Below are 24,166 nucleotides of genomic sequence, written 5' to 3' on the forward strand. Positions count from 1 at the left end.
AGAATGTTTATTGATATTGGTTAATTTAGATTGTATTAAGGACATTCCCATTCAAACTGAGAATGATTAAACCATTATAATGAGATCCTGAATCAAGTTCAGGATGACGGATTAATAGACTCATTTGTTAATAATTATAAATAAACACATTTAAATGATTGCTTTTGGCTACCTCAATCATATTTTTAGTACCTCTGCTTTTCCCATCCCAAAAAGCAATTAATGCGTCAGCATAATTTGCCATTTGTTCGTTTCGTTTTGGTCCTGCAGCACGTCCAAATCTTTTCCAATCTGCAGGGAATTTTGTCAATAGAAATCCTCTTTCTTTGGCGTATTGTTCTCCAAGTTTATCAGCTCCTTTGTAATAAGCTCCAGATACAATTTCAATACTGTTTTGACCCTGGAGGAATTGGTCACAAGCTTCACATAGTTTTTGGTAGTTGGTGAAGTTTCTACTTCCGGAGATTATGATTTTCATAGGCTATATGTTCATTTTTGTCTTGACACAAAAACGAACCAAAAAAGTCAAGACTTATTCGAATTTCTTTGAATTCTGGCGTTTTATCCACTATCATATCCAGACCGCTGCGCTCTTTGGATACTTAGCCGCTTCTAAAACTTAAATTTTTACAGAAATTCAAATAGGTCGTGTTGTTAATAATTGATTCATAAAATTAAGACCTCAACAATGCAATTTTTAATTGCTTGATTGCTGAAAGCTGTTGTTTTAGATTCTCTTCAAATGCATTGATTTTTTTGAGTTTTTCAACTTTGATTTGCCATTGTTGCTCCTGGTTGTTTTGGAGTGCTGTATTGATTACTTTTTTTGCATCTGAAATACATATAAATGGAATTACACTTCCTTTTAAATAATAGCTGAAGTATTGACCTGTTTTAAGCGATAAGCATAGGTAATACAAAGATTCTCGGGTAGGCTCTGCAGCTGTTGTAATTACAAAACAGTTTGGGCAAGGCTGGTTCATTGATTCTGCTCTATTGCCCCAAGCACCAGCTGGCTCCTTCACTAAAATAGTCCACTGGACTATTTCTTTACGTTCGGTCCTATAGGTTCTTCCTATCTGGTGGGTTTTGATTTCAAAATTAGACATAGGTACTCAATTAAAATTATTATCCGGGCGCCATCTGGCTCTTTCGCTGAAACTGTCCACTGGACACTTTCCTAGCGCTCAGCCCTGCACAAAATTTTTCGGAACAAAAAGGAAAAAGAAAGCACGTGTGTTGGTTGTGAGGGAAAGGCTGTCAAGGTTTTTGAGAAAAATACAACCTGTGTTTTTATTGAAAAACGAAGATGAACATTTGTGAGGTGGAGATTTTTTTCAAAACCCGTAGGGCTTGACCTTGAAAGGTGTTGTGTGGCTGGAGAAGGGAACAACCGAGTTTTGCTATCTTTTTTTATTTTTTTATACTTGAATATTTTTTAGGGTACTTTTCATTTTTGTCTTGACACAAAAACGAAACAAAAAAGTCAAGACTGATTTTTATTTCTTTGAATTCTACAATTGTTGCACTTTCGACGTCAGACCGCTCCGCTCTTTGACTTACTCAAACGCTCCACAATCTTGAATTACTACTGAAATATAAATAGGTCAAATTTAACGAGTTATTTACGGTATGCCACTAAATTAAAACTGCTAGAAAAAGTTACTTTTCGCAGGTAATCGAGAGCAAAAATGCGGTAGCATTTAGGTGAGCCGCCTGGCGAGTTGAACGTAGGGTGTTGGGGCAAAAGTACGTTGCCATCGGCATAAGTACGTGCAACAACTACGTGGTACACGCAAGGTTGGCACATTCGTCGGGGCTCAGTGCTGGCTTTGTTTTTGATTACGGTTTTTATATTCTAATTTATGTGCAGGTAGAGGCAAGGGCAAGGAATGGAGTGGCAATCTTTTGTATTGTTCATTTTGCCTTGATGCAAAACGAACCAAAAAATCAAGACTTATTAAAATAGCCTAGAATACTACGTTATCTTACTTTCACACCCAGAACGTTGCGCTCTTTTGGGTTGCTCAGACGTTTCGACAACTTGTATTTCTATAGCTATTTTAATAGGTCGTTTTGGTGAGTTGGGTTTTAAAGTAAATGTTGTTTTGAAAGTATAATTTAAACGGAATATGTTGCTCTTGTATGTGTTTGCAATATGGTTTAATCGCGAGTAAAAAGGAGCGTTTAAATTATATGCAAAATGGATTGGTTTATTCAGAAGTTAGTATTGCAAAAACTGTGACAACCGTACCCCAAAGCAGGGATTAACACTTCTATTACGAACTAAAAATACTTCAAAATAAAACGCATAGCTTATTTTAAAATTTATCACTTATAACCTTGTTATGCTCAAAATTTAAAACCATTTATTTTTTTGTCTTTTATACTTCTTATAACTAAGTTCCAATACCCTGCTTTGTGGGTTGCCCGGAGTGAGCAGCAGGCGAGCCCAAATTGTGTAATAGCGGTTTGCCCCTAATACTATGTATTTATACCTTATTGGGTTTTAGGGGCAAAAGATAGCTATGCGTGAGCAATGCGTGGAATGTGTGCAATGAAATAAGTGAATGCGCTGCAATGAGCACCCGCTGGAGCACAAATTGCAGTGCAATGAACGGTAAGTACAAGGGAGAAATTACTGTGATTTAGGTTTTATCATGAGATCCCCAGTCAAGCTGAGGATGACGGTTATTATTTTATATGCCCTTGTAATTGTATTTTATGGAACTAAATGGAGCGTATTGTGAACACCTTATTACCTGCATGAATGTTTGTAATTTGTTGTGCTGTTAATTATGGAAACGGATTTCAAGTGTTTCTATTTTGATGAGATCCTAAAACACACTTCGATTACGCTCAATAAACGAGTTCAGGATGATGGAATGTTTGAAAAAATATTGATGAAAATAGACGGAATTTAATTAATAAAATATTTTACTTGACAAGCATCTTATATATTAAATTCATTAAAAAAATCATTTGGGTTAGTTGTAAGTTTTTGAACATTTTTAGTTATGGTATCGATATCCCAATTCCACCATTTTAAGTTTAATAATTTTTCAACTGTATTTTTATCAAAACGCTTTTTAATTTCTTTAGCAGGATTTCCTCCTGCAATTGTATAAGGTTCTATATTTTTAGTTACTACAGATTCTGTTGCAATTAGATCTAGTAACACTAGGTTTGTATTTTTACTAACATTAATACTAGATAAATTGTTACCTGCAAGATATATTTCTTCTAGAAGAATATTAGCACTCAAATCTATCTGCTCAATATTATGTTGATTCGCATATAATCTCTTTAAACTTGTAAATCCTTCAATTCCAGATATATCATGAATAGCACCATACTCTAAAATTCCTAAATCTAATTCAAGAACCGTTTCAGCATCTGACTTTAACATTTGCTGATTTACAACACCATCTGAATCAATACCTTTTGCTATTAGTATTTTCTCGAAGCTAGTATCAGGTATACTTAAAAATTTATCAGAAATTGTGTCCATATAATTATCTTTTGAGCATGAAACAAACAAGATGATTATTAATGATATAAGGTAAAGCAGTTTTATGTTTTTCATCATACTACTCAATTTTATCTAGAATTAATTCTTCAATTATTTTAAAATTTTTATTGGTTGGTACATGTTTAGATCCTTCTAATAATATGACTTCTTCTAAAGAAGGAAATAATTTCTTAGCACGTTTAATCATTTTTTTCCCAGGAAAAAGGATGTCTTTTTCAGCAGCGAAAATACTGATTGGTTTTTTTATATTTTTAGCTGAATCTTTAGTAATTACAGGAAGTGGTGAAAAATCCATGTTGCAATATTGAAAAGTAGTTGACATGAAGTTTAATGCAAAATCATCGTATTCAGAAAAAAGTACATTCATTACTTTTTTCATATACTTTTGGTTATTTGTTTTGATAAACTTTTTTAATGGTAAGAACATCTTGAATATCCCTAGAATCGGATTTCCATTAACGATATACACTGGGGCAATTAAGAATACCTGTTTTATAGGCGTTTCATTAAATTCTAGTGCTTTTAAGCTAATGAAACCCCCAAAGGAAAAACCAACTAATGTAGCTTCTTTGAGTCTAAGTTTTATGATAATTTCTAATAACCACTTTCCATAATCAATAGATTTCATGTCTAATCTATTCTCTGCACTTTTATTGGGTTGTGCTAACACATCTACCGCAAAAACGCAATACTTTGATGATAAATTGGGGAAAGATTCTAAGATTTGTGGCGCACAACCTCCTGTTCCGTGAATCAGTATTAAAGGAGGGTTTTTAGTATCGCCAGTAGTAATAACATTAGTGACTCCAAACTTTGTTTCTACAGCTTTTTCTGAATATTCAATATTCAGCTCATTTAACTTTTGATTGTAAAGGGTTATGATTTTTTCTTTTCCTTCTTTTGATTTGAAAAACATAGATTATTCGCTTTTTGATTGATGAATTACAGAATGTAGTTGGAACATTTTCTTAACTAGATAGGTTAAGAATCAATGTTAATTTCAGTTCCTTTTTAGGGATAGCTTTATTGTATTTTCATATTCATTGCCTCAGTAACTTCGCTTAACGTCTCAATAGCTGTTTCTCTCGCTTTACTTATACCTTTAAGCAAAGCATCCTTAACAAAGTCCTTATTTTGTTCTAATTCTTTTCGTTTTTTTCTGATAGGTTCAAAATATGTGTTTATAGCTTCTGCTGTAACCTGTTTAAGTTTTCCTGATCCTTGGTCTCCAATTTCATTAGCAATGTCTGTCGGATTTTTGTCTGAACATAATGAAGCTAACATAAGCAAGTTGGAAACTTCTGGTCTGTTTTCTGGATCATAAGTTACATAACGGTTTGAATCAGTTTTAGCAGATTTTATGAGTTTTACTGTTTCGTCAGAAGTGGACTTAATCAAAATTGAATTGTTACGACTTTTACTCATTTTTTGAGTACCATCTAACCCAAGAATATTGGGTGTACTCGTAAAAAAAGCAACTGGTTCTGGAAAAACATTTTTGTTGAATTTTGTATTAAACCGCTTTGCAATTTTACGGGTTAATTCTATATGAGGTAATTGATCTTTTCCGACAGGAACAATATTACTTTTACAAAACAATATATCTGCAGCTTGATGAACAGGATAGGTATACATTCCTGCATTAATAGAATTCATACTTGAAGCAGTAATTTCTTCTTTTACTGTAGGATTTTTATTTAATTCTGAACTAGAAACTAATGTGAGAAACGGAATAGTTAATTGATTTAATTCTGGAATATGACTATGTGGAAAAATATAAGTTTTATAATTTTCAGGGTCTAAACCACAGGCTAAATAGTCTAGGGTTAATTCATAAGTGAATTTTGAAATTTCAGCAAACACACTCCTGTCTGTTAACACTTGATAATCAGCAATTAAAACATAAGTCTCTATGCCTGCATTTTGTAATTTTATACGATTTATAATTGAACCAAAATAGTGACCGAGATGCAAATTACCTGTAGGCCTGTCTCCAGTTAACACACGATATTTTTTAGGATTATTAATCAAATCATTTGCTAATAATTTGCTTTGCTCTTTTGCGTTTTCGAAACTTTTATTTGTCATTTTATGGTAAAAGATTTATTTATTGCTTTCTGAATATTGAATATTTAGTTCGTTTAACGGTTAGTATAAGAATAGTAGCCGATTGCGGGCTTCAAACCTGTCAAGTTACACGAAAGTTGAGCGGGCTACAACCCTTGATTATACTACTGAACCGGCTATTATTTTTATACATTGTTAGCGGTATGTTGTTTGTTTTTCATTATCCTTTTACAGCTTTTAATGAATAAATCATTGGTATTTTATTTTCTAATCCTCTTATCTGGAATTTGCTATCATCAATTTTTACTGTATTTTCAAAACAATCATAGGGCGAATAATTATGTTCCTTGAAATCTGTAATTAACAATCCTGTTTTTATAAGTGAATCAATGACGGTACTTAAACCGTGATTCCAACTAACTGATTTTTCTTTAATTTGAGCATCTCTGTCGGTATATGTACCTTCCAATTCTTCTATTATTGGTGCAGAATCCATATAGTTAAATTCAATCTGTTTGAAATCATCACTAAACATCCAAACAATTGGGTGAAACTCGACCATAATAAATTCTCCACCAGGTTTTAGATATTGTTTTATAATTTCTGCCCATTTACTCATATCAGGCAACCAGCCAATCACTCCATAAGAAGTGAAAACAATGTCAAATTTCTCATCAAGAATCTCAGGAAGGTTGTAGATGTCACTTTGTATGAATTTTGCTTTTGCATCTAATGACTCATTAAGTTTTTTTGCTTTTTCAATTGCGTTTTCTGAAAAATCAATTCCAGTTGGCAACGCTCCGTGTCTTGCAAGAGAAATTGTGTCCTGTCCAAAATGACATTGCAAGTGTAAAATCCTTTTTCCTTTAATCTTCCCAAGTAGACCAATCTCTACTGGATTTAAAGAATCTTTCCCTTTAATGAAGGAATCAATGTCATAAAAATCAGAATTGTAATGGATTTCTGTCTTTTGATTCCAGAGTTTTTTATTTATGTCAATATAATTCATTTGTTTACTGGTTTTGTGTTAGTTGCAATTACCGCTAACTTTTGATTATAAAGTGACAGGATTTTTTCTTTTCCTTCTTTTGATTTGAAAAACATAAATTATTTTTTTATTTTTTTCTAATGATTAACCAAATAGCAAAAATTAGTTCCCAAAGACCTGCTATTGTTAATAAGTACATACTCCATTCTTTTGCAAATAACTCCATTATAAAGCCAAAGGCCATTAGGGTATATCCAACTATGCCCCACCAAGCTATCCATTTTGGTAAAAGATTTTGTTTGTAACATATATAACACATTGGAATACTACCAATACCTAAAAAAAGCATTGCAATAAAATAACCAAGATCCAAGGGAAAATTGAGCACAGGAATTAAGTTCAAAAGAATGCTACTTAGTGCTAGTGCTTCGATTAGTCTTGTTAAAAAGTAAATGTTTCCTATTAAAAGATTAAACTTTATTATCGTTTTTCTCAGAAGAAAACCAATTAACAATACAATACCTGAATTTATAGCGATAAGCAAAGCGCCAAAGTACTTATAAACATCCGACTCACTTTCGAATAAACTGCGCCCAATACCATAAAATAAAAAAGCCAAAAGAAATAAGACACCAATAAATTTTGACTTTACAAATGGTATTGTTTTGGTGTATTTTTTCATTTTAATATTTGTTTTTGACACTTGGTTAATTCTATTTTTTTCAAACTTCGTTGTTATTTTAATTGTTTTTTAACTAGACTAGAATCTATATCCTATTCGTAAATGCATGTTTAATTCTATTTCACTTTTGTCCTCTGAATACCCAGCACGTTTTGCAAATGTGTAACTAAATCCAGCGCCAAGACCTGCTTCATAATTGAAATGCTTTCCTAAATATCGCCTAATTCCCCAAGTAGGTATAATGGAAAAATCACTTACTATAGGCGCATTGTCAGGATTGAATAAAACAAACCAATCTGGATGATAACCCATTTTTAAAGCAAAAAAATTGCCACTATTACCATCAATTGGTTTTGAGTTCTCTGAGCGTTTTTTGAGGTTATAATAAAATCTTGGTTCAACAACGATTACAGGTGTTAGCAAAAATGGAGAATCATAATCATCATAAAAAGTAGATTCCCAAACACCAAAATCAAAGCCGATTTCTGTTCTCAGTGCTATGGTATTTGATAGTTTTGTTTCATTATATACCCAGATTCCTAAAACTCCAGTTTGTAGTCCGAATATTGATTTTTCTACACTTGTGTTTTGAGATTTGGCGATTAATGTTAGTCCGCAAAAAAATAAGGTTATTAAAGTTTTTTTCATGATAATAATTTTAGATTTAAGTGAATTTGTAAATTCAACCTTATAACCAGCTAATCCCTAAGCCTACATTAAAGATTACTGCATCTCTATCTGCATTTCCATCTAAAGACACACTGCCAAGAACTAATTTAGACTGCACATTAAGTGCGAAATTTTTCTTTTTGTAAATTTCATATCCTGTACTTGCCATAACAGCGTAACCAAAGTTCCAATCATCATTTACATTGTCTTCAATATCATATAGTGCCGGCGAATCTATTGCCAAACCTATTCCGCCATGAATCCACCATCGATCTTTTACCCAATACTGAACAGATGGAATAAAACCACCAAAGTTCCTGTCATTATCTTGAAATTCATAAATATTTCCTGGCATAGCTGCAGTAATAGCGAGTCTATCATTTAACATATAACCAAATTTTAAATCTGGAAAAACGAACGTTCCTTGAGATATGTCGAAAGTTTGAATACCAGCACTATCTTCTATACTAATTAAACCTCCACCTACTACAAATTCGAAGATGAAACCATCTCTTTGTGTTGTTATTTCCGAATTTGTGTTTTGTGCATATGTTGTACTTGATACTAATGCAAAGGCAACACAAGCCATTTTTAATAAGATTTGTTTTTTGATTGTTTTCATTTTAATTAATGTCATAATTGTTAGTTTTTTTATTGTTTAAACTTCTAATATTTAATTACCTTATTTTTATCTCTACAAAGAAATATCAAGAAGCAATATGCCTCTAAACACTTTTGTAGCCTTACATATAAAGTTTGATGATAGATTGAAAATTATGACGCAGTTCTATAAATTATGATGCAAAACAAGGATTTCTAATATTAATTTTCCTTGTCTTTTGATTGATCGACTTGAATTCATCTTTTTTGCTTGTTGATTGATTTTGTAATCTCAGTAATGATATTTCCTGTATGTAAAGTTGTTTTACTTTCTATTAATAGTATGGTACATTCCTTTTTAGATGATACTTTATGATTTACACCTTTAGGAACAACAAATAAATCTCCTTCTTGCATGGTAAAAGGCTGTTGATGCTCTATTTCCATTATCAGTGATCCCATTAGAATGTAGAATAATTCATCTTCGTTTTCATGGGTATGCCAAGGGACTTTCCCTCCTTTAATTTTAGCGATTTTTACATATTCATTATTTACTTCAGCTATTATTTTTGGTGAATAATAGGATTGTAATTTTTTAATTTGATCTTTTACGTTTATCATGTCAAATGTATTATTCTTCTTTTTTCAATAATTTGTTCAAGGTGTTTTTGGAACCCTCACTACCTAATTCAACTGCTTTTGTATAACACTTTACAGCCTTATCTTTTTGATTGTATTTTAAGTAAGCCTCACCCAATGAATCCCATAAATTACCATCTTCAGGGAATAATTTCACATTAAGTTTGAACAATGCTAAAGCCCAATCAGGTTGTTTTTCTTTTTTCAAACGGCTATAGCCAAGTCGGTTTAGTATGGCATGGTCGTTAAATTCATCGTTAAGTTCTTTTTTTAAATAAGCTGGTAGTTTTTCTGCATTTTTAGATGGATTGGTTTTCATAAATTCATGAATCAATTCATAAATGTTTTTTGAAATTGGGGTAGGGGTATAATTTGAATTAAAAACCATCTTACCAATTTCTCTGGCAACGTATTCTGATTTATTTCCTAAAAACGCATTTGTTATGTATATAACAACTACTTCATCGTCTACATATCTCACAAAATCCGCAAAATATAATCCATTACTACCATTATGAGCAACGATTTTAGTTTCTTTATTACTTTTAGATATTGCCCAGCCATAACCATAATACGATGTCATTTTATCATTCTCGGCTACATATGGTGTTTCTTGGATTTCTCTAGTTTTTGACGTTAAAACGACATTGTTTTTTAAAGCAACATGCCATTTGTATAAATCTTCAATGGTAGAATGAATGTCGCCTTTACCTATACTATACCAATGGTTGTTATTGTAAGGCAGATGTTGTTGGGTTGTTCCCCAATCCGCCCATTTCTCATCAGTTCTATTATAGTAGTACCCATGTGCTAGCTTTTCGCTATTAAAGTTAATGCTTTTATAACCTGTACTTTTTAAATGAGCAGGTTCAAATAGGTGTTCCTTTAGAAAAGCACTATAGGTTTGGCCTGAAACCAACTCTAATATAACTGTTAACATGATGTAGTTTGCATTTGCATATTGGTACTTTGTGCCAGGTTTAGAGTGTAATTCAGATTCAAAAAACTCTTTTAAAAATTGTTCTTTACTAGCTTCATCATATCTAAAACCTCCTGTTTTATTGGAAATTCCTGATGTATGCGTTAGTAATTGATGAATCGTTATATCGCTCTGATCAATAGGTGTTTGGGTAAAATATGAGCTTATTTTATCTGATGTTTTAATTTTTCCTTGTTCTACCAATTTTAAAATTGCAGATGCCGTAAATTGTTTAGTTACTGAACCAATATTAAAAACAGTTGCTGGTGAGTTGGGAATTTTATTTTTTCGATCTGCCCATCCGTATCCTTTAGACAAAATAACTTCTCCATGTTTAGCAACTAAAACAACTCCAGAAAAGCCATTTGTTTCGCTTGCCTCTAAATAAGCGTCAATGTTATTAAAGAGCTTTTTATTCGTGTTTTGACAAAAAACGCTGAAGGTTGAAAGCGTAATAAGTACAAAAAATAGTGTTTTAGTAAACGATTTCATTTTATGATTTTTTTTTACCACCATATTCTAACGCAGCACCTATGGCTATGCCTAGAACAAACCATAATTGCATATTTGAGGTTAAATAACCAACTACAGTTCCGAGTATAATTCCTATTCCTAATTTTACTCCTTTTTTACTTTTTTTAGTTTCCATTTTTTCAATTGATTATGATTTTACTTATTACTTTCAAAAGTAGTGTGGTAGACTGAATTTAAAGTTCTACTTTAAGAATCCGAACTAATTACAATTACTTAAATGAATTAAAAATAATAGGGTGGTTATTAGAAACAAACTCACTGAGATTTTCTTTAGATATCAATTTAGGATAAGTCATAATTAATAGATCAATTTTACTGTCGTCAGTACTTGATGGAACTTTATAATCATGCGTGTTTAACTTAAAACCTAATCGCTCATAAAACTGTATTCTACGTCTGTTAATTGAACTGTCTGGTAATTCAACCTCCAATACAATAGGCTTTGAAGCCTCATTTATATATTCTTCTAATATTTTCGCTCCATAACCTTTACTTCTGAGTTTTTGTGATACTGCGAAGTGATCAATATATTGAAAGTTTTTAAAGTCCCACCATAAAACAAACCCAATAAAAACATCCTCTTTTATATACACATCAAATTGATAACTAAGTTTTCCAAAAAGTTTGGATTGAGCCTCTAAAGTTCTTCTTTCATGTTCTGGAAATGCATCTTCATAAAGCTGCCAAGCCAATAGAAAATAGTTATCATTAATAGTTTTTATATTTATTTTGAACATAAGATTAATTATTAATCGGCAAACTGCACTCGAATTAATGGACTGTTAAACAAGCTTATAAATACTTTTACATTCATATGAAAGCTGCTTGCAGCTGTTTCTGTAAAGGCCTTCAATTCTGTGAGTTTTTCTTTATTGTAATACACACCATTTAACAATATACCATCAATACTTTCTGAATTTTGAATATTTTCTAAAGGATTTTTATTAAGTAAAGCCAAATCTGCTTTTTTACCTATATCAATAGTTCCATAATCTGAAATTTGATTTGAATACTTTGCAGGTACAATAGTTGCACTTTGCAATGCTTCAAGGTTAGACAATCCACTTCTTGTTAATTCATATAATTCATTGTGTAAACTAAAACCAGCAAACACATAAGAGTCTGTAACATCGGTTCCTGCCATAATGGGTACACCCATTTTATTGGCCATCGCTACTTGCTTTTTTGAAGCTTCAAAAAATTGCTCACTTACACTAACCCCTTCACTTTCGAGATTTTTCTCTTTGTTATGGTTTGTGTCATATTTCCACCATAGCTGTTTTCTAACCTTGGTGATATATTTTAAATTTTCATTGTTTGTAAAGTTTTCTTTATGTGCATTGGCTTCAAACTTTAAGGTCTGCAAGGTTGGTGTCCAATAGGCTTTTTTTTGCTCCATTAAACGCATTAATGCTTTTCCTTGAACACTGTCAAACTGTTGTACAATCTTTGCTTTTGATTTCGAGAAATATTGCTTCCAATTTGTTGGGTTTTTTAAACTATCGGCTTCAGGAAAACACTCGTACATGAATATGCGCCCATGTTCAAAACTCTTTTGCCCTAAATTAACCGCTTCTTCTAAGCTTAAAAACATGGGTTTATGACCTGCCAAATGAAGACCATATTTTGGTGCCTTTTCAGCCAATGCTTTGTAAGTTTCTTTGGACAATTGTTGGTACACTTTTATAAAATCTACCTTTTCTTTTTTGTAAAAATGTAACAACGAATCTACCTGTGATGGATTTTGCAGTTTGAAAAAGCTTGGTGCATCTTCAGGAATGGCTTTTTCACCATCCATTTGGTAACTGCTTTGCAACAAATATCTCGGTGTGACTCTAATGTTATTTTCTAGGTCTTTATTCCATTGTAAACGTTCCTTACTACCCACCCAATAGCTGTCTTTCTCATTTAATTGACCAGACATATCTCTTACCCCAGTAATGCCATTTGCGATGTACAGTGGATGATGCAACCATTCTGAATGTTGATTTGAATGTGTATGCATATTCCATAATCCAGGTATTAAGAATTGACCACTACCATCGATAAGTAAGGCATCATCCGTAACTGTGATATGCGTAGTATCAATTTTTGTAATCCGAGAGTTTTCAATCAGAACAAATTGATTTTTTACAACTTTTCCTGTTACCACATCTACAATATTTACATTTTTGATAATGGTTTTTTCGAAAGACTTCGGTGGTTCTACGGTATTCGTTGGCCATAAATAAGCTGTTGCTATCACTACAACTACTAGAGCAATTAATGCGAAACTAACTTTAAAAAAAAATAAAACTTTTTTCTTCATTATTTAAAATCTATTATTTAGACAAAACTAAGTTGAAGCTATTCTTAAATTGTCCTGTTTTATAAATCCGAACGACTTAGTTTATATGCTCTAAAACCCATTTTGATATTTCTTTTAATGCTATAGGGGAAAATGTTTGCTCAATCTTTCTATACTCATCCATCTTTCCTGTGTCACATTCCTGAAAAAAGTGATTTAAGTTTTCTAATTCAAGTATTTTGTAATCTTTGTTGCCACCTTTAATCAAAGCTTGACGTATGCCATTTTGATTTATTTTGGCATTCACTTGCGTGTCTTTACTTCCATTTAAAGACAACACAGGGATTTGTAATTTTTCGATTTCATCAGCTGGATTGTATTGTAAAAAGTAACGTGACCATGGCTTTATACTTGTATTTACTTGATTGTTTATAAACGCATTTATATTTTTATCTGGCACATTTAAACCACTTAATATTGGTCTTAAAAAATTGTTATAGTGTTCTGTTAATTCTGTTTTAATTTCTTCTTCACTTTTATCAGAGGTAACAATAGCAATGGCTTTTCTTGAATTTTCCTCATACGCTTTTTCATCTTTCACTGGAAACTGACGTAATGTTTTTGACTGGATTACCGATAATTCTGTTCCAGAAATTCCAGTAGAAGCCAATAAGACCATAAAAGCAACATCGTTTGTATTATTTGCAGCTAATGGTGCAATGATACCACCTTCGCTATGCCCAATTAAACCAATATTCTTTTTGTCTACATCTTTTCTAGTTTTTAAGTAAGCGATGGCGCTTAAAACATCTTTAGAAAAATCTTCTGTGGTTGCACTACCAAAATCGCCAGTAGATGCTCCTTGACCACGATCATCGAAACGCAATACACCAATGCCTTGTTTTGTAAGATGATCTGCCAAGACTAAAAAGGGTTTGTGTCCCATAAAAGTTTCGTCTCTGTCTTGTGGACCGCTTCCACTAATTAATATTGCTACTGGAAATATGCCGTTTTTATTAGGTAACGTTAAGGTACCAGCTAAAGTTATATTTGCTTCGTTATTTTTAAACACTACCTCTTCTTCATAGTAGGGATATGGTTTTACAGGTTCTTGAGGTCTGCGTTGGTCTGCTATTTCTACGCTTCCTTTTTTTAAATTTAGCTCCATTTCAATACCACCTTCTTTATAGTTTCCTTCAAATTGTTGCAATTCACTATTGAAGTTTGCTATATAAGACATCCCGACATTTGAACCATCAATTATTAGCTTTCCGTTTGTAAACGTTGTTGCTGTAGGTTTAATTCCAGAAACTCTAAATGTGGGTACATTCATTATTGCCGAATATTTTCCATCTTCTTGTTTAATGTTAAAAATAAAGGTTATTTCTTTTTCACCTCTTTTAGCTTTTCCGCTCCAATCCCCTGATAAATCTTGAGAAAATGCGCTTGCTATAGATAGTATAAATAGTAATGTAATTGATATAATTGTTTTCATTATTGGATGTGTTTTTTCCTGTCGAATACTATTCGACTTTTAAAAATTAGTAATTTGTTTGTTGTTAAATCTTGTTTGAGTTATTCTTCTAATTCCTTTAGTATATTGTTAGCCGAATCAGTTGCTTTTTTATATTTTTTTAAAACCCACTGTGAGAATATAAATAAGACTCCAATTCCTGAAGGTACCAACCAGTTCAGTTTTTCTGTCATTGTAAAAACATCAATGCCTTTCATAATTTTACCAAATACAATCACCAAAGCAATAAGCACCAGAAAACTTGCATAAAAACTTGTTTTTTGAATTTGCATAAACTTGGCTTTTCCCTTAGCATATGCTGCTACAGTTTCTTTAAAAGTGCTTTTAGATATATGCACGGATTTCATTTTTTGAATTGATTTTAAAGACAGCACAGGCAACACCAAACAAGCGATGATTGCAAATATACCTGTAAGCTGTAAATACCATATATCTAATGAGTTAAAATTGCTAATAATATAGATTACGGCAGCAAAACAGATAAGTGCAGTTATAGATTCTGGAATAGAGATAGATCGCATTTTAGTATCAAAACGTTCTTTAGTCATATCAAGAATTAATTGATCGGTCAATATTTTTTGTTGGTCAACTTTTTGACTCATATCTTCCCAAAGGGATTTCATTTCTTCAAGTTCCATACGATTGTTATTTTTTAATTTGTGATTTTAATTTATTTTTTATTCTGGCTAAACGTGTACCAATATTGGTAGCAGTAAAACCTGTAATTGCAGCAATTTCATCATAGTTTTTGCCTTCTAAGTGAAGTAGTATGATTCCTTTTTCTACAATACTGAGTTTTTTTATATGCGCATATAAAAGTGTAATTTGCTCTTCCATAACCGTGTCGATTTCGTCCATTCTGTTTAAAAGAGAATTGTCTATGGGTACTTGGATTCCTTTTCTCTTTTCTTTTTTTAAATTACTGATTGCAGTATTTAGTGCAACACGATACATCCAAGTGCTAATTTTTGAATTCTTTTTAAAAGAGGGGTAAGATTTCCAAAGTTGATATACAATTTCTTGATATACATCTTTTTGATCTTCGGCACTATCGGCATAAAGCCTTGCAACTTTATAAATAATGCCTTCGTTCTCTTTTATATTTTGAAAAAATTCCTCTTTTGTATGCATTTAAAGATTAATTACATTCTATTAGTATTTGAAATACTCAAAAAATCACAAAAAAATGTATTTTTATTTTAGGAACTTAATATTGGGTATATAAATCATCATTAAAGCATGTTTCCAAATTCTTTAGCTTGAGCATCTTTGCTACGACCCATAATCGAACCTATTACCATTCCACCAATTAATCCTAGAGAAATGCCTAACGAACGTTCTAGATTAGATAAAATTGCAACTCCAAAAAGCAAACCAAAGACTAACCCTAAACCCCCATATAAAGTTGTGTAATATCCTTTGGAAGTCAATGAAAACTCATCTTTTAAATAGTTCTCAAATTTACTAAGTGCGTTTTTGAAAAACTTTTTTCTGTTCACCGGATTTGATTTTAAATTTAAGCTATCCAGTACCATTTCTATAGAGTGAATTTGGTCTGTAGTGAAAGCTCTCTTTTCTAATTTTTTTAGAATCTCAATAAATTCATTATAAACCTTGATTTCCGATTTTTTAGTTGTTTCAGTTTTTAAACTTTCAAAAAAGTTAAGTGCGTTTTTTTGTGTCATAATTTATACTGTTTTCTTGGTTAGTGGCACAGATCAAAAATTATTACACCTAAAATTCATATTTTTTAAAAACTTAAATAAAATACTTGATAAACAGTTGATTAGCTTCTTAAACTTTCAATGTCAGTCATCAATTCTTCTAATTTTTTGAATATTCTTCCGTAAACAAGATTTAAATCCCATTTATAAATCCGACCTCCAAAATACGCCAATAAAACTAAAATTAATATGACAATAACGATTCCTATTAGTGGGATTCCAAATATTAAATAGATGTCAGGAAAACCTTTGAGAATTTCATCTAGAAGTCTTTCACCTAAAGGCATACCTTCTGCATCTTTAAACCAAAATCCTAAAATCAATGATATAAATATAATTGGGTACAAAAATCTTGACATTTTTTTATTGATAGCTATCTGTTTGTTTATCCATCGGTTAAATGCTTTTAAGTATTGATAACTACTTATGCCTAGATCAATTTTCTCTAAATCGTTTAATAACTTCTTATTAATAAAAACAAGCACTGAAAGGGTAACAAAAAATATGATACCTGTTATTGGAATACCTACAAAAAATGAGATAATTAAAAAAGCAAATGAGAATGCTATAATTGCAATCAAATTAATTTTAAACATCCTTTTAAATTTATCAATGATATGAATGGATTTTTGGTTATAAAGGTTGTTTACTTTAGGTGCAACTAATGCGTCACTCTTAAGAAAACCTTCTTTCCATATATTTTCAATTGATCTTTCCATCTAATATTTTTTTTAATCTAATTTTAATTCTTTTAACTCGTACACCAATATTATTTGGGTTTGTACCTATAATTTCAGCAATTTCCTTTTGCGATTTTTCTTCTAAATAAAGCATAATGATTGCTCTATCTATTTCCGATAGTTTTCTAATAGCATCGTATAATAAATTTAGAGATTCGTCTGAAAACGCGAAGTTGTCTTCGGTTTCTGCAGTAGTTATAGAATCAGATACAAAATGTTGAACATTATTTTTCTTTTTTTTAAGTAAGGTTAAACAAACGTTTAATGAAATCCGATACACCCAAGTGCTCCATTGCGATTCCTCACGAAAGTTGTCTTTACTTCTCCAAATTTGTAAACACACTTCTTGGTAATAATCTTCAAAATCTTCTTGCGAGTTTGTATAAGCTCGACATAATTTAATAATTATTCCAGCAAATGGTAAAATGGATGTTTTATAAAAATCGCTACTCAATAGTCTTCTTTTTATTGGTTAGTGGTTAAATAAAAGATTTATTACAGGTAAAAGATAGTTTTTTTTTAATAAGTAGCATTGGTTCTAGAAAGATTGCATTTATAATTACATCTATTCATCTAAACTATGGAAATTAATTAAAATATTTAGTACTTCTGTCAATTAAAAGTTTTTATAATTGCTAAGCAATTTATCTATAATTCAAATCCTAATGAATTTCCTTCATTTGATTTGAGGAAGTTTTTTGGAGTTGTACCTTCTATTTTTTTGAAAAACGTATTAAATACAGTTTTAGAGTTAAAACCACTATCATAAGCCACAGCCATAATTGTTAAGTCTTTGTTTTCTTCTAAAAGTACTCGTTCTTTAAATTCCTTAACCCTAAATGTATTTACATATTCAGAGAAGTTTTTTTGAAATCCGAGGTTTAATAATTGAGATACATAATTTCCTGGAAGTTCTAAATAAGAGGCTAAATCTTTTAATGATAAATCTGGGTTTAAGTACAGTTTATAGTCTATCATAATTTGCTCCAGCTCTTTGCTGTACTTTTTAATTTCGTTAGTATCCAACAATACTTGTTTGTACTTTTTCTTCTGTTTGTAATTTAGATTATCAGGAATGGCTTTAAGCATGATGTCTTTAAACCTTTTGTGGTGTTTTAAAGGCTTAAGAATTGGTGATGGATTCAATAATAAAATTAATGGCAACCGGTTATCGTATGCTTGAGTTATTAAATCAACTACCTTTTCATTATTACCTAACAAGGCATTTACTAATATCAAAAATGTAAATGCTTTATCTACTAGTCCTGTTGTTAAATAGGTTTCTAATTCTTTTAATCCATCATTGCACTTTTCCGTTTCATTGAGCTTTGCATAACACATAGTTTCACCTCCTAATTTGGTGAGGTCTTTCACAGAAACTCCTTCGAGTGAACCGAAATATGTTAAAGCTTCATTTGGGTTGCCTGACATTAATAAACAAAACCCTATATAAATTGGTGGAAAGGGTAACATTGGGTCAAGCTCCAATGCCTTTTTAAAAAAAGGTATTGCAGTGGTGTAATCTTCTTGTAAGTAATATAAAAACCCCTTATAATGATGGTTGATAGCGGCATAAGGGTCTAACTGTAACGCTTTGTCAAGATAATTACGTGCTGCATCTAATTTTCCTTCCACTGTCAAAAAATTAGAAATGGTTAAGTAAATATCGTCTGCTTGTTGAATCTCCAAAGCCTTATTGGCATGTTCGTAAGCTTTCTTAAGATTCCAGTTTTGCCAACATTCTATCCAAGCCAAATTCAATTGTGACCTTGATGAGTTTGGGTCTAGCTCTAATGCCTTTAACAAATAAGGCTGGGCCTTCTCGTATGCTTCAAATGCAGGTAAAAGCCCCATCGTTCCCATATTAAAATAGGCTAGATTTATATCTAGATAGGGATTTGAAAAATTGGGTGATTTATTTATTACTTCTTTTAAAATATTGATACCCTTTATAGAGTTTTTATAATCTAGTTTCATGATGTAGTACCTTCCTTTCAAATATTCTCTATAAATAGCTATAGGTACATCAATAGGCTCTACTAACTTATCTTCGATTTCAAGATGCCCTATGTGTTCACGTAATTTTTCAGCAATAAATAGACTTATTTCATCTTGTATTTCAAAAACATTTTCTGGATTTCTATCAAAGGTTTCTGACCAGAAATGAAAATCGTCTACAGTATCAATCATTTGCACTGTAATGCGCATTTTATTTCTAGATGTTTTAACACTGCCTTCAATAAAGGTAGCTACCTTTAATTGTTCTCTTATCTCTTTAGCTGTTACTGTTTTATTTTTAAAATAAAATGATGAGGTGCGAGAGGTTACAGAGAGGTCTTTTATTTTCGCTAAAGCGTTAATAATTTCTTCTGTTAATCCATCGCAGAAATATTCGTTTTCAATATTGTTACTCATATTGACGAAAGGAAGTACTGCTATGGATTTATTATCTATCATTATATTTTATTATGCTTATCTCTTTTAAAGATTATTCAAATTTTAATTTTGGTAAATCGTTTACTATAGCTACTGTTTGAACACTTACGTTAATTATACTCAATATGAGGTTTAAAATGTAACTTGGGTTTTCTACTTCTTTACTCCAATTGTTAGGGCCGTTTTAATACCTGATTTTTTATCTACTTTAACTTGGCTTCTATTTAATATCCAATCTATTGCCTTTCACCATATTAGTATTACCTCTTTGTCTCGTAATATGAGCATCTGATCATATTGCAACAGGTTTTATAAGTTCATTTTGCATCTGATGACCATTTACGTAATGTTTGCCCTAATAATGCTATTGATGGTACTAAAAAAAACAATATTAAACCACTATTGTTTGTTTCGTGTTCTGCTATTCGTAATGAACTGTGCTTAAATGCAAACTTTTAATTCATTATATTTTTGTTTTGATGTTACAATTGCAAATACTTGTTTTAACAGTTTGTTTGCCAATGCCACTTTATAACACTTTCTGGTTTCCCCTTTTATTTTCATTTTACAAACATAGAATGATGTAAATGTTTTACCTGTACCACAAGTCATTATTAATTTACCTCGATCACTTTCTTTAAAATGTTCGTGGGTTTTATTAAGTGCTTCTTGTTGATGAGGTCGTAATGTTTTTTTATCATTTCTGGCTAAATCTCCTGTAATACCTTTTTGAAGTCTTTCCCATTCAACGGGTGCATATTGTAAATCTGTAAGGTTTATTCTTGTTACAGGAGGGTCTTGATTTCCAATAGTTTCTTCTGCATTACTACCCCATTTATTAGTTGTTGAAACCCAAATTCTTTTATCAAAACTAACCGTTTGTAATTGGTAATTTTTAAATTCACGACTTGATGTTGAAAGGAAAGAATCAACTTCTGCTTTATTTATAAGTCCATCCTCTTTGTAACACTTACATTGGATTGCCCAATAATCATCTTCAAAAGTCAACGCTATTAAATCAATATCTGTGTCTTTACCACCAAAATCTTTATTACCTGGGAACTTATTCCACATCCAAACGTATTTTAGAGTATTTGAATACGTTGGGTCTCTTTGCAAGTATGCTTGTATTAATCTTTCAAATCTATTTCCTTTTTCTCTTTCAGAAAATGATTTATCTCTGCAGTATTGTAATATTTTATTGAATTGGGTTGGTGTAGCCATTAAAAAATATCAATTTTGGTTTAGCTATTTTAAAATTTTAACCAAATTTAAAATTAAATATAAGATGAGACAAAAATTTAAGATGAAATTGAACGTTAAAATTGATTTGTCAAAATTTTAATTGTCCTTAATTGAAATTATTTGTTCTGTCGTTATTTTTTAAAATACACTTTCAATTTAAATTGATACTGATTGTGAGTTGGTTGTTGAAATTTTAATACACGTCTTTAAAAATCAATATTTATTTATATATTTGGTTATGTGCAAAACATAAGTTTTGTACAATCTTTTTAAGCTAAAAGTGATTTTAGCAAAAGTTCTTCTGAGCGTAAGCTCATTTCATAGCAATTTTTTTTAACCCACCTCTTTTTTTATTTCATAGCTAATTTTTGAGGTGGGTTTTTTCATTGTCTTTTTAGTTAGGAACTATATTAAAAAGTCCATACTATAGAAGTTCTTATTTATTTTTAAAACTTTAGTTGTTTTTTAAAACTGATAAGAATCATTACCTATTATGACATTCCTCATTTTAAAATGCTAATGTTACATATACATTTGTCATCATAAAACAAAGTTCATTGAAATAAAAAACTATAATTCCATTTCAAATGTGGAATTAAAAACCTAAGAAACAAGAAGATTTGGCTTCCTGTTTTTTATTAAAAGTATAAGTTTTCAATATAGTGATATGTTGGGGGCTGAAATGAAGAGGTTTGTTGTATGCTGGCTGTAGTTAATTTTAGTATCTCTTTAGCAATGAATGGATATAAAAAATTAATCGATTGATGGCAGCAATTAAACAACTTCAGGAAACAGGAAGTTTCGGCTTCCTGTTTTTATCAAAAGTATAAGTTTTCAATATAGTGATATGTTGGGGGCTGAAATGAAGAGGTTTAATTTACGCTGACTACACTTAGTTTTAGTATCTATTTAGCGATGAATAGGTGTTAAAATTAATCAATTGACAGTGGCAATTGAACAACTTCAGAAAACAGGAAGTTTCGGCTTCCTGTTTTTATTTATAAAATAATTAATTATTTTATTTGTTTTCGTATTCGTGGATGTTTAATATTACTTTCTGTGATCAACTGAAGCTTAATTTAAGTTAACAAGATTACACATCTCATGTGATCTACTTCTAACTCTGTTTCCATATCGTTTTTCTAATTCCTGGGCATTGAGGTTTCTGGTTTTCCTTTTCTTTTTTTCATTGCCGAAAAAAGACACAAAAAAGTCTAGACTGATTTTAATTTATTTTAATTCTAGCGTTTTATACATTATCGCATCCAGACCACTAGTTTTTTGGATGCTTAGCCATTTCTAAAACTTGAATTCTTACAGAAATTAAACTAGGTCGGCTACATACAAAACCTACATTCTTTTATCCTTTGAGTTGCTATTAAAACTAATAAGGTTAAACATTGCTCGCATTCTGCTGCGAACTCGGTTTCCATATCTTTTTTCTAGTTCTTCGGCGTTAAGGTTAGTAGTTATGTGGGTTTTTATTTTGAACTGGTTTTGATGAGATCCTGAAACAAGTTCAGGATGACGTGTAAATAGGTCATATCGAGAAAGCAGGATTTCGCCCATTACGTTGAGGTCTTTTCCGTAATGGCTTCCTGTTGGCTCCACTCCTAAATCGTCAAAACAGAAATTTTTGGATTGGTTGTATTGCTCCAGGGTTTCAAAACCGGAGGCGTTGAAGCTGAATACAATATTTCTTGTTGGAATAATTTCATAGCTTGTTTTGTGGGGAGCTAAGTGTAATAATAATTTCATTAAAGAGGTTTTTCCACATCCTACTGGTCCTGTTAGTAATATTCCTTTGTTGGTATCTATTCCCATTTGAGCACAACTGTAATGGTCTTGGATGTAGTAACAACACAATTTAAAAATTAGTGGTTCATCTTCTTTGTAGATTTTAAAGTTTTTTCCGAATAGTAAATGTCCTTTGATGTTGAGGTAGGTTTTTATTTTTTTGAAATCGTAATGTACTGTGTTGTTTATTATTTCTCCGATTTGGAATTTTGAGGTGCCTTCGATTTTTATGTGTGGTGATATGCTCATAGCTTTTGGTTTTTGATTGTGGTGTTTTAAAAATGATTTTCAAATATTTTTTAATCCCTTTCATTTTGCCTTGATGCAAAACGAAACAAAAAATCAAGACTGATTTTAATTTCATTGAATTCTACGTTTGTTTCGCTGTCGACACCAGACCGCTGCGCTCTTTGGTTTACTCCTGTGCTTCACAAACTGGAATTACTACTGAAATTTAAATAGGTCGAGTTTTCATAATTATAATTTTTTCAAAGTGGTTCATCGTAATTTTTGTTTTGTTTAGTATGGAGGTTGTCTTGAAAATGGTCAAGTGGTAAATTGTTTGATTTTTTTTGAATTGTCAATTTCATTTCTTCAGCTTTTAGCATCCAACTTCTGGCCGTAGCTTGCCAATCGACCATTTTTGCTTTTCCTCCAACTTTCCATCCAATTCCCTGGTAATGATTGAAAAACTTTTTAGCTTCTAGTTCCGGGTAATTTTCTTTTTTGAAAAAATCTAAAATCAATTTTTCCTTTGCGGTTGCCTCTAGTTTAATAAAGTTTATATTTTGTTTATTAATGTTTGTATTAGATACCAGAGCTTGTCCGTTTATGGTAGAGTCTAAATACAAGTCTTGCTTATTGCTTGTACTGAAATTAAACAACTTCACTTTACTGCCTTTAAATGGATTGTGTGAAGGACTGTAAAGAATATATTTCCAATGACTTAGCTCTTTAATACAGCGGTGGTATGTTGTATTAGAGCCAATTTTAGAAAACTTCATTATTTCTTCTCTATTTATATAAAATTCATTAGGAAAACGGTTGTAGTTCCAAAACTGAAATAAGGCAATGTATAGGCTTATATGTGTTGGATTTAAGCGTGTGTCTTTTGAAAATTGATCTAGTACACCGTTTAGATGTTTGATGTAGTTCATTTGTTGAAAAGTTTTTTATTACCTACTTTATTGCTTTGATAAATTCTTCTTTTCATTTTTGTCTTGACACAAAAACGAAACAAAAAAGTCAAGACTTATTTTAATTTCTTTGAATTCTGTCATTTTATCCACTATCACATCCAGACCGCTGCGCTCTTTGGATGCTTAACAGCTTCTAAAATTTGAATTACTACAGAAATTCAAATAGGTCGGGAATTTAAAACTTATTATGAATGCTATTTTCTTTCATTACTTTTTCAATTTCCTCAGCATCATAAAAAATGATACCTCCAATTTTGGTATATGGAAGCGTTCCGTTAATCCGTAAAGTTTGAAGTGTTCCTGGACTGACTTTTAATAGTTCCATTAACTCACTTGATTTTAAATACTTCTTCACTCCTGATGAGTTTGTCTTTTCTAATAGTATTTTAAATTCCTCTAATAATTCAATTTTGAATTCTCTTAAATCATCTGTAGTAATAATTTGCGTTGGCATTTTTCAGCTTTTTTTAATTAATAATTTTTTATAGCGATTTGACTTTCGTGCTACAAAACT

Annotated in this window: 25 protein-coding genes; all 25 read right to left on the reverse strand. The window is 31.2% G+C overall.

Going from position 1 to position 24,166, the window contains the following annotated elements:
* Window positions 1–127: 127 nt before the first annotated feature.
* The 25 genes from IEW75_RS12685 to IEW75_RS12805 all read right to left on the reverse strand — a co-directional run bounded on the left by IEW75_RS12685 (window position 128) and on the right by IEW75_RS12805 (window position 24,106).
* A complete protein-coding gene (locus tag IEW75_RS12685; RefSeq protein WP_134249084.1) occupies window positions 128–478 on the reverse strand; it encodes a DUF2493 domain-containing protein in 351 nt (116 codons plus the stop codon).
* 196 nt (window positions 479–674) lie between these two features.
* Window positions 675–1,109 carry a DUF6943 family protein gene (locus IEW75_RS12690; protein ID WP_134249085.1) on the reverse strand — a complete coding sequence of 145 codons (435 nt, stop codon included), beginning with the start codon at window positions 1,107–1,109 and terminating at the stop codon, window positions 675–677.
* A gap of 1,844 nt (window positions 1,110–2,953) precedes the next feature.
* Window positions 2,954–3,511 (reverse strand): LbetaH domain-containing protein, encoded by a 558-nt coding sequence (locus IEW75_RS12695; RefSeq protein WP_134249086.1) that lies wholly within the window; start codon window positions 3,509–3,511, stop codon window positions 2,954–2,956.
* A gap of 79 nt (window positions 3,512–3,590) precedes the next feature.
* The gene (locus tag IEW75_RS12700; RefSeq protein ID WP_134249087.1) at window positions 3,591–4,448 is read right to left on the reverse strand and encodes an alpha/beta fold hydrolase; all 858 of its coding nucleotides are present in this window, start codon (window positions 4,446–4,448) and stop codon (window positions 3,591–3,593) included.
* Window positions 4,449–4,555: 107 nt separating this feature from the next.
* Complete coding sequence (trpS, locus tag IEW75_RS12705) at window positions 4,556–5,620, reverse strand: tryptophan--tRNA ligase (protein WP_134249088.1); 1,065 nt, start codon at window positions 5,618–5,620, stop codon at window positions 4,556–4,558.
* Window positions 5,621–5,819: 199 nt separating this feature from the next.
* Window positions 5,820–6,608, reverse strand: coding sequence for a class I SAM-dependent methyltransferase (locus IEW75_RS12710; RefSeq protein ID WP_134249089.1), 789 nt, complete (start codon window positions 6,606–6,608; stop codon window positions 5,820–5,822).
* A 106-nt stretch (window positions 6,609–6,714) separates the two neighbouring features.
* Complete coding sequence (locus tag IEW75_RS12715) at window positions 6,715–7,269, reverse strand: DUF4386 domain-containing protein (RefSeq protein WP_134249090.1); 555 nt, start codon at window positions 7,267–7,269, stop codon at window positions 6,715–6,717.
* Window positions 7,270–7,347: 78 nt separating this feature from the next.
* Window positions 7,348–7,917 carry a hypothetical protein gene (locus IEW75_RS12720; RefSeq protein ID WP_134249091.1) on the reverse strand — a complete coding sequence of 190 codons (570 nt, stop codon included), beginning with the start codon at window positions 7,915–7,917 and terminating at the stop codon, window positions 7,348–7,350.
* Between the two features lie 40 nt (window positions 7,918–7,957).
* A complete protein-coding gene (locus IEW75_RS12725; protein ID WP_134249254.1) occupies window positions 7,958–8,560 on the reverse strand; it encodes a hypothetical protein in 603 nt (200 codons plus the stop codon).
* A gap of 236 nt (window positions 8,561–8,796) precedes the next feature.
* Complete coding sequence (locus IEW75_RS12730; protein ID WP_134249092.1) at window positions 8,797–9,159, reverse strand: cupin domain-containing protein; 363 nt, start codon at window positions 9,157–9,159, stop codon at window positions 8,797–8,799.
* Window positions 9,160–9,169: 10 nt separating this feature from the next.
* On the reverse strand, window positions 9,170–10,648 hold the full coding sequence (locus IEW75_RS12735; RefSeq protein ID WP_134249093.1) for a serine hydrolase domain-containing protein: 1,479 nt from the start codon (window positions 10,646–10,648) through the stop codon (window positions 9,170–9,172).
* A 1-nt stretch (window position 10,649) separates the two neighbouring features.
* The gene (locus IEW75_RS12740) at window positions 10,650–10,805 is read right to left on the reverse strand and encodes a glycine zipper domain-containing protein (protein ID WP_188704060.1); all 156 of its coding nucleotides are present in this window, start codon (window positions 10,803–10,805) and stop codon (window positions 10,650–10,652) included.
* Window positions 10,806–10,899: 94 nt separating this feature from the next.
* Window positions 10,900–11,427 (reverse strand): GNAT family N-acetyltransferase, encoded by a 528-nt coding sequence (locus IEW75_RS12745; protein ID WP_134249094.1) that lies wholly within the window; start codon window positions 11,425–11,427, stop codon window positions 10,900–10,902.
* Window positions 11,428–11,438: 11 nt separating this feature from the next.
* Window positions 11,439–12,998, reverse strand: coding sequence for an amidohydrolase family protein (locus IEW75_RS12750; protein WP_134249095.1), 1,560 nt, complete (start codon window positions 12,996–12,998; stop codon window positions 11,439–11,441).
* A gap of 76 nt (window positions 12,999–13,074) precedes the next feature.
* A complete protein-coding gene (locus tag IEW75_RS12755) occupies window positions 13,075–14,472 on the reverse strand; it encodes an alpha/beta hydrolase family protein (protein ID WP_134249096.1) in 1,398 nt (465 codons plus the stop codon).
* A gap of 80 nt (window positions 14,473–14,552) precedes the next feature.
* The gene (locus tag IEW75_RS12760; protein WP_134249097.1) at window positions 14,553–15,149 is read right to left on the reverse strand and encodes a hypothetical protein; all 597 of its coding nucleotides are present in this window, start codon (window positions 15,147–15,149) and stop codon (window positions 14,553–14,555) included.
* 7 nt (window positions 15,150–15,156) lie between these two features.
* Window positions 15,157–15,642 (reverse strand): RNA polymerase sigma factor, encoded by a 486-nt coding sequence (locus IEW75_RS12765; protein ID WP_134249098.1) that lies wholly within the window; start codon window positions 15,640–15,642, stop codon window positions 15,157–15,159.
* Window positions 15,643–15,743: 101 nt separating this feature from the next.
* The gene (locus IEW75_RS12770) at window positions 15,744–16,196 is read right to left on the reverse strand and encodes a hypothetical protein (protein ID WP_134249099.1); all 453 of its coding nucleotides are present in this window, start codon (window positions 16,194–16,196) and stop codon (window positions 15,744–15,746) included.
* Window positions 16,197–16,297: 101 nt separating this feature from the next.
* Window positions 16,298–16,954 (reverse strand): hypothetical protein, encoded by a 657-nt coding sequence (locus IEW75_RS12775; RefSeq protein WP_134249100.1) that lies wholly within the window; start codon window positions 16,952–16,954, stop codon window positions 16,298–16,300.
* Complete coding sequence (locus IEW75_RS12780) at window positions 16,938–17,429, reverse strand: RNA polymerase sigma factor (protein WP_134249101.1); 492 nt, start codon at window positions 17,427–17,429, stop codon at window positions 16,938–16,940. Before IEW75_RS12780 ends, IEW75_RS12775 begins: the two co-directional genes overlap by 17 nt.
* 194 nt (window positions 17,430–17,623) lie before the next feature.
* Complete coding sequence (locus tag IEW75_RS12785; RefSeq protein WP_134249102.1) at window positions 17,624–19,432, reverse strand: tetratricopeptide repeat protein; 1,809 nt, start codon at window positions 19,430–19,432, stop codon at window positions 17,624–17,626.
* A 420-nt stretch (window positions 19,433–19,852) separates the two neighbouring features.
* Window positions 19,853–20,635 (reverse strand): restriction endonuclease, encoded by a 783-nt coding sequence (locus IEW75_RS12790; protein WP_134249103.1) that lies wholly within the window; start codon window positions 20,633–20,635, stop codon window positions 19,853–19,855.
* 1,371 nt (window positions 20,636–22,006) lie between these two features.
* Window positions 22,007–22,702: an ATP-binding cassette domain-containing protein gene (locus tag IEW75_RS12795; protein ID WP_134249104.1), complete on the reverse strand. Its 696-nt coding sequence runs from the start codon at window positions 22,700–22,702 to the stop codon at window positions 22,007–22,009.
* Between the two features lie 239 nt (window positions 22,703–22,941).
* On the reverse strand, window positions 22,942–23,610 hold the full coding sequence (locus IEW75_RS12800; protein ID WP_134249105.1) for a hypothetical protein: 669 nt from the start codon (window positions 23,608–23,610) through the stop codon (window positions 22,942–22,944).
* A 217-nt stretch (window positions 23,611–23,827) separates the two neighbouring features.
* The gene (locus IEW75_RS12805; protein ID WP_134249106.1) at window positions 23,828–24,106 is read right to left on the reverse strand and encodes a helix-turn-helix domain-containing protein; all 279 of its coding nucleotides are present in this window, start codon (window positions 24,104–24,106) and stop codon (window positions 23,828–23,830) included.
* Window positions 24,107–24,166: the final 60 nt, after the last annotated feature.

Source organism: Lutibacter litoralis (assembly GCF_014646675.1).
Classification (GTDB): Bacteria; Bacteroidota; Bacteroidia; order Flavobacteriales; family Flavobacteriaceae; genus Lutibacter; species Lutibacter litoralis.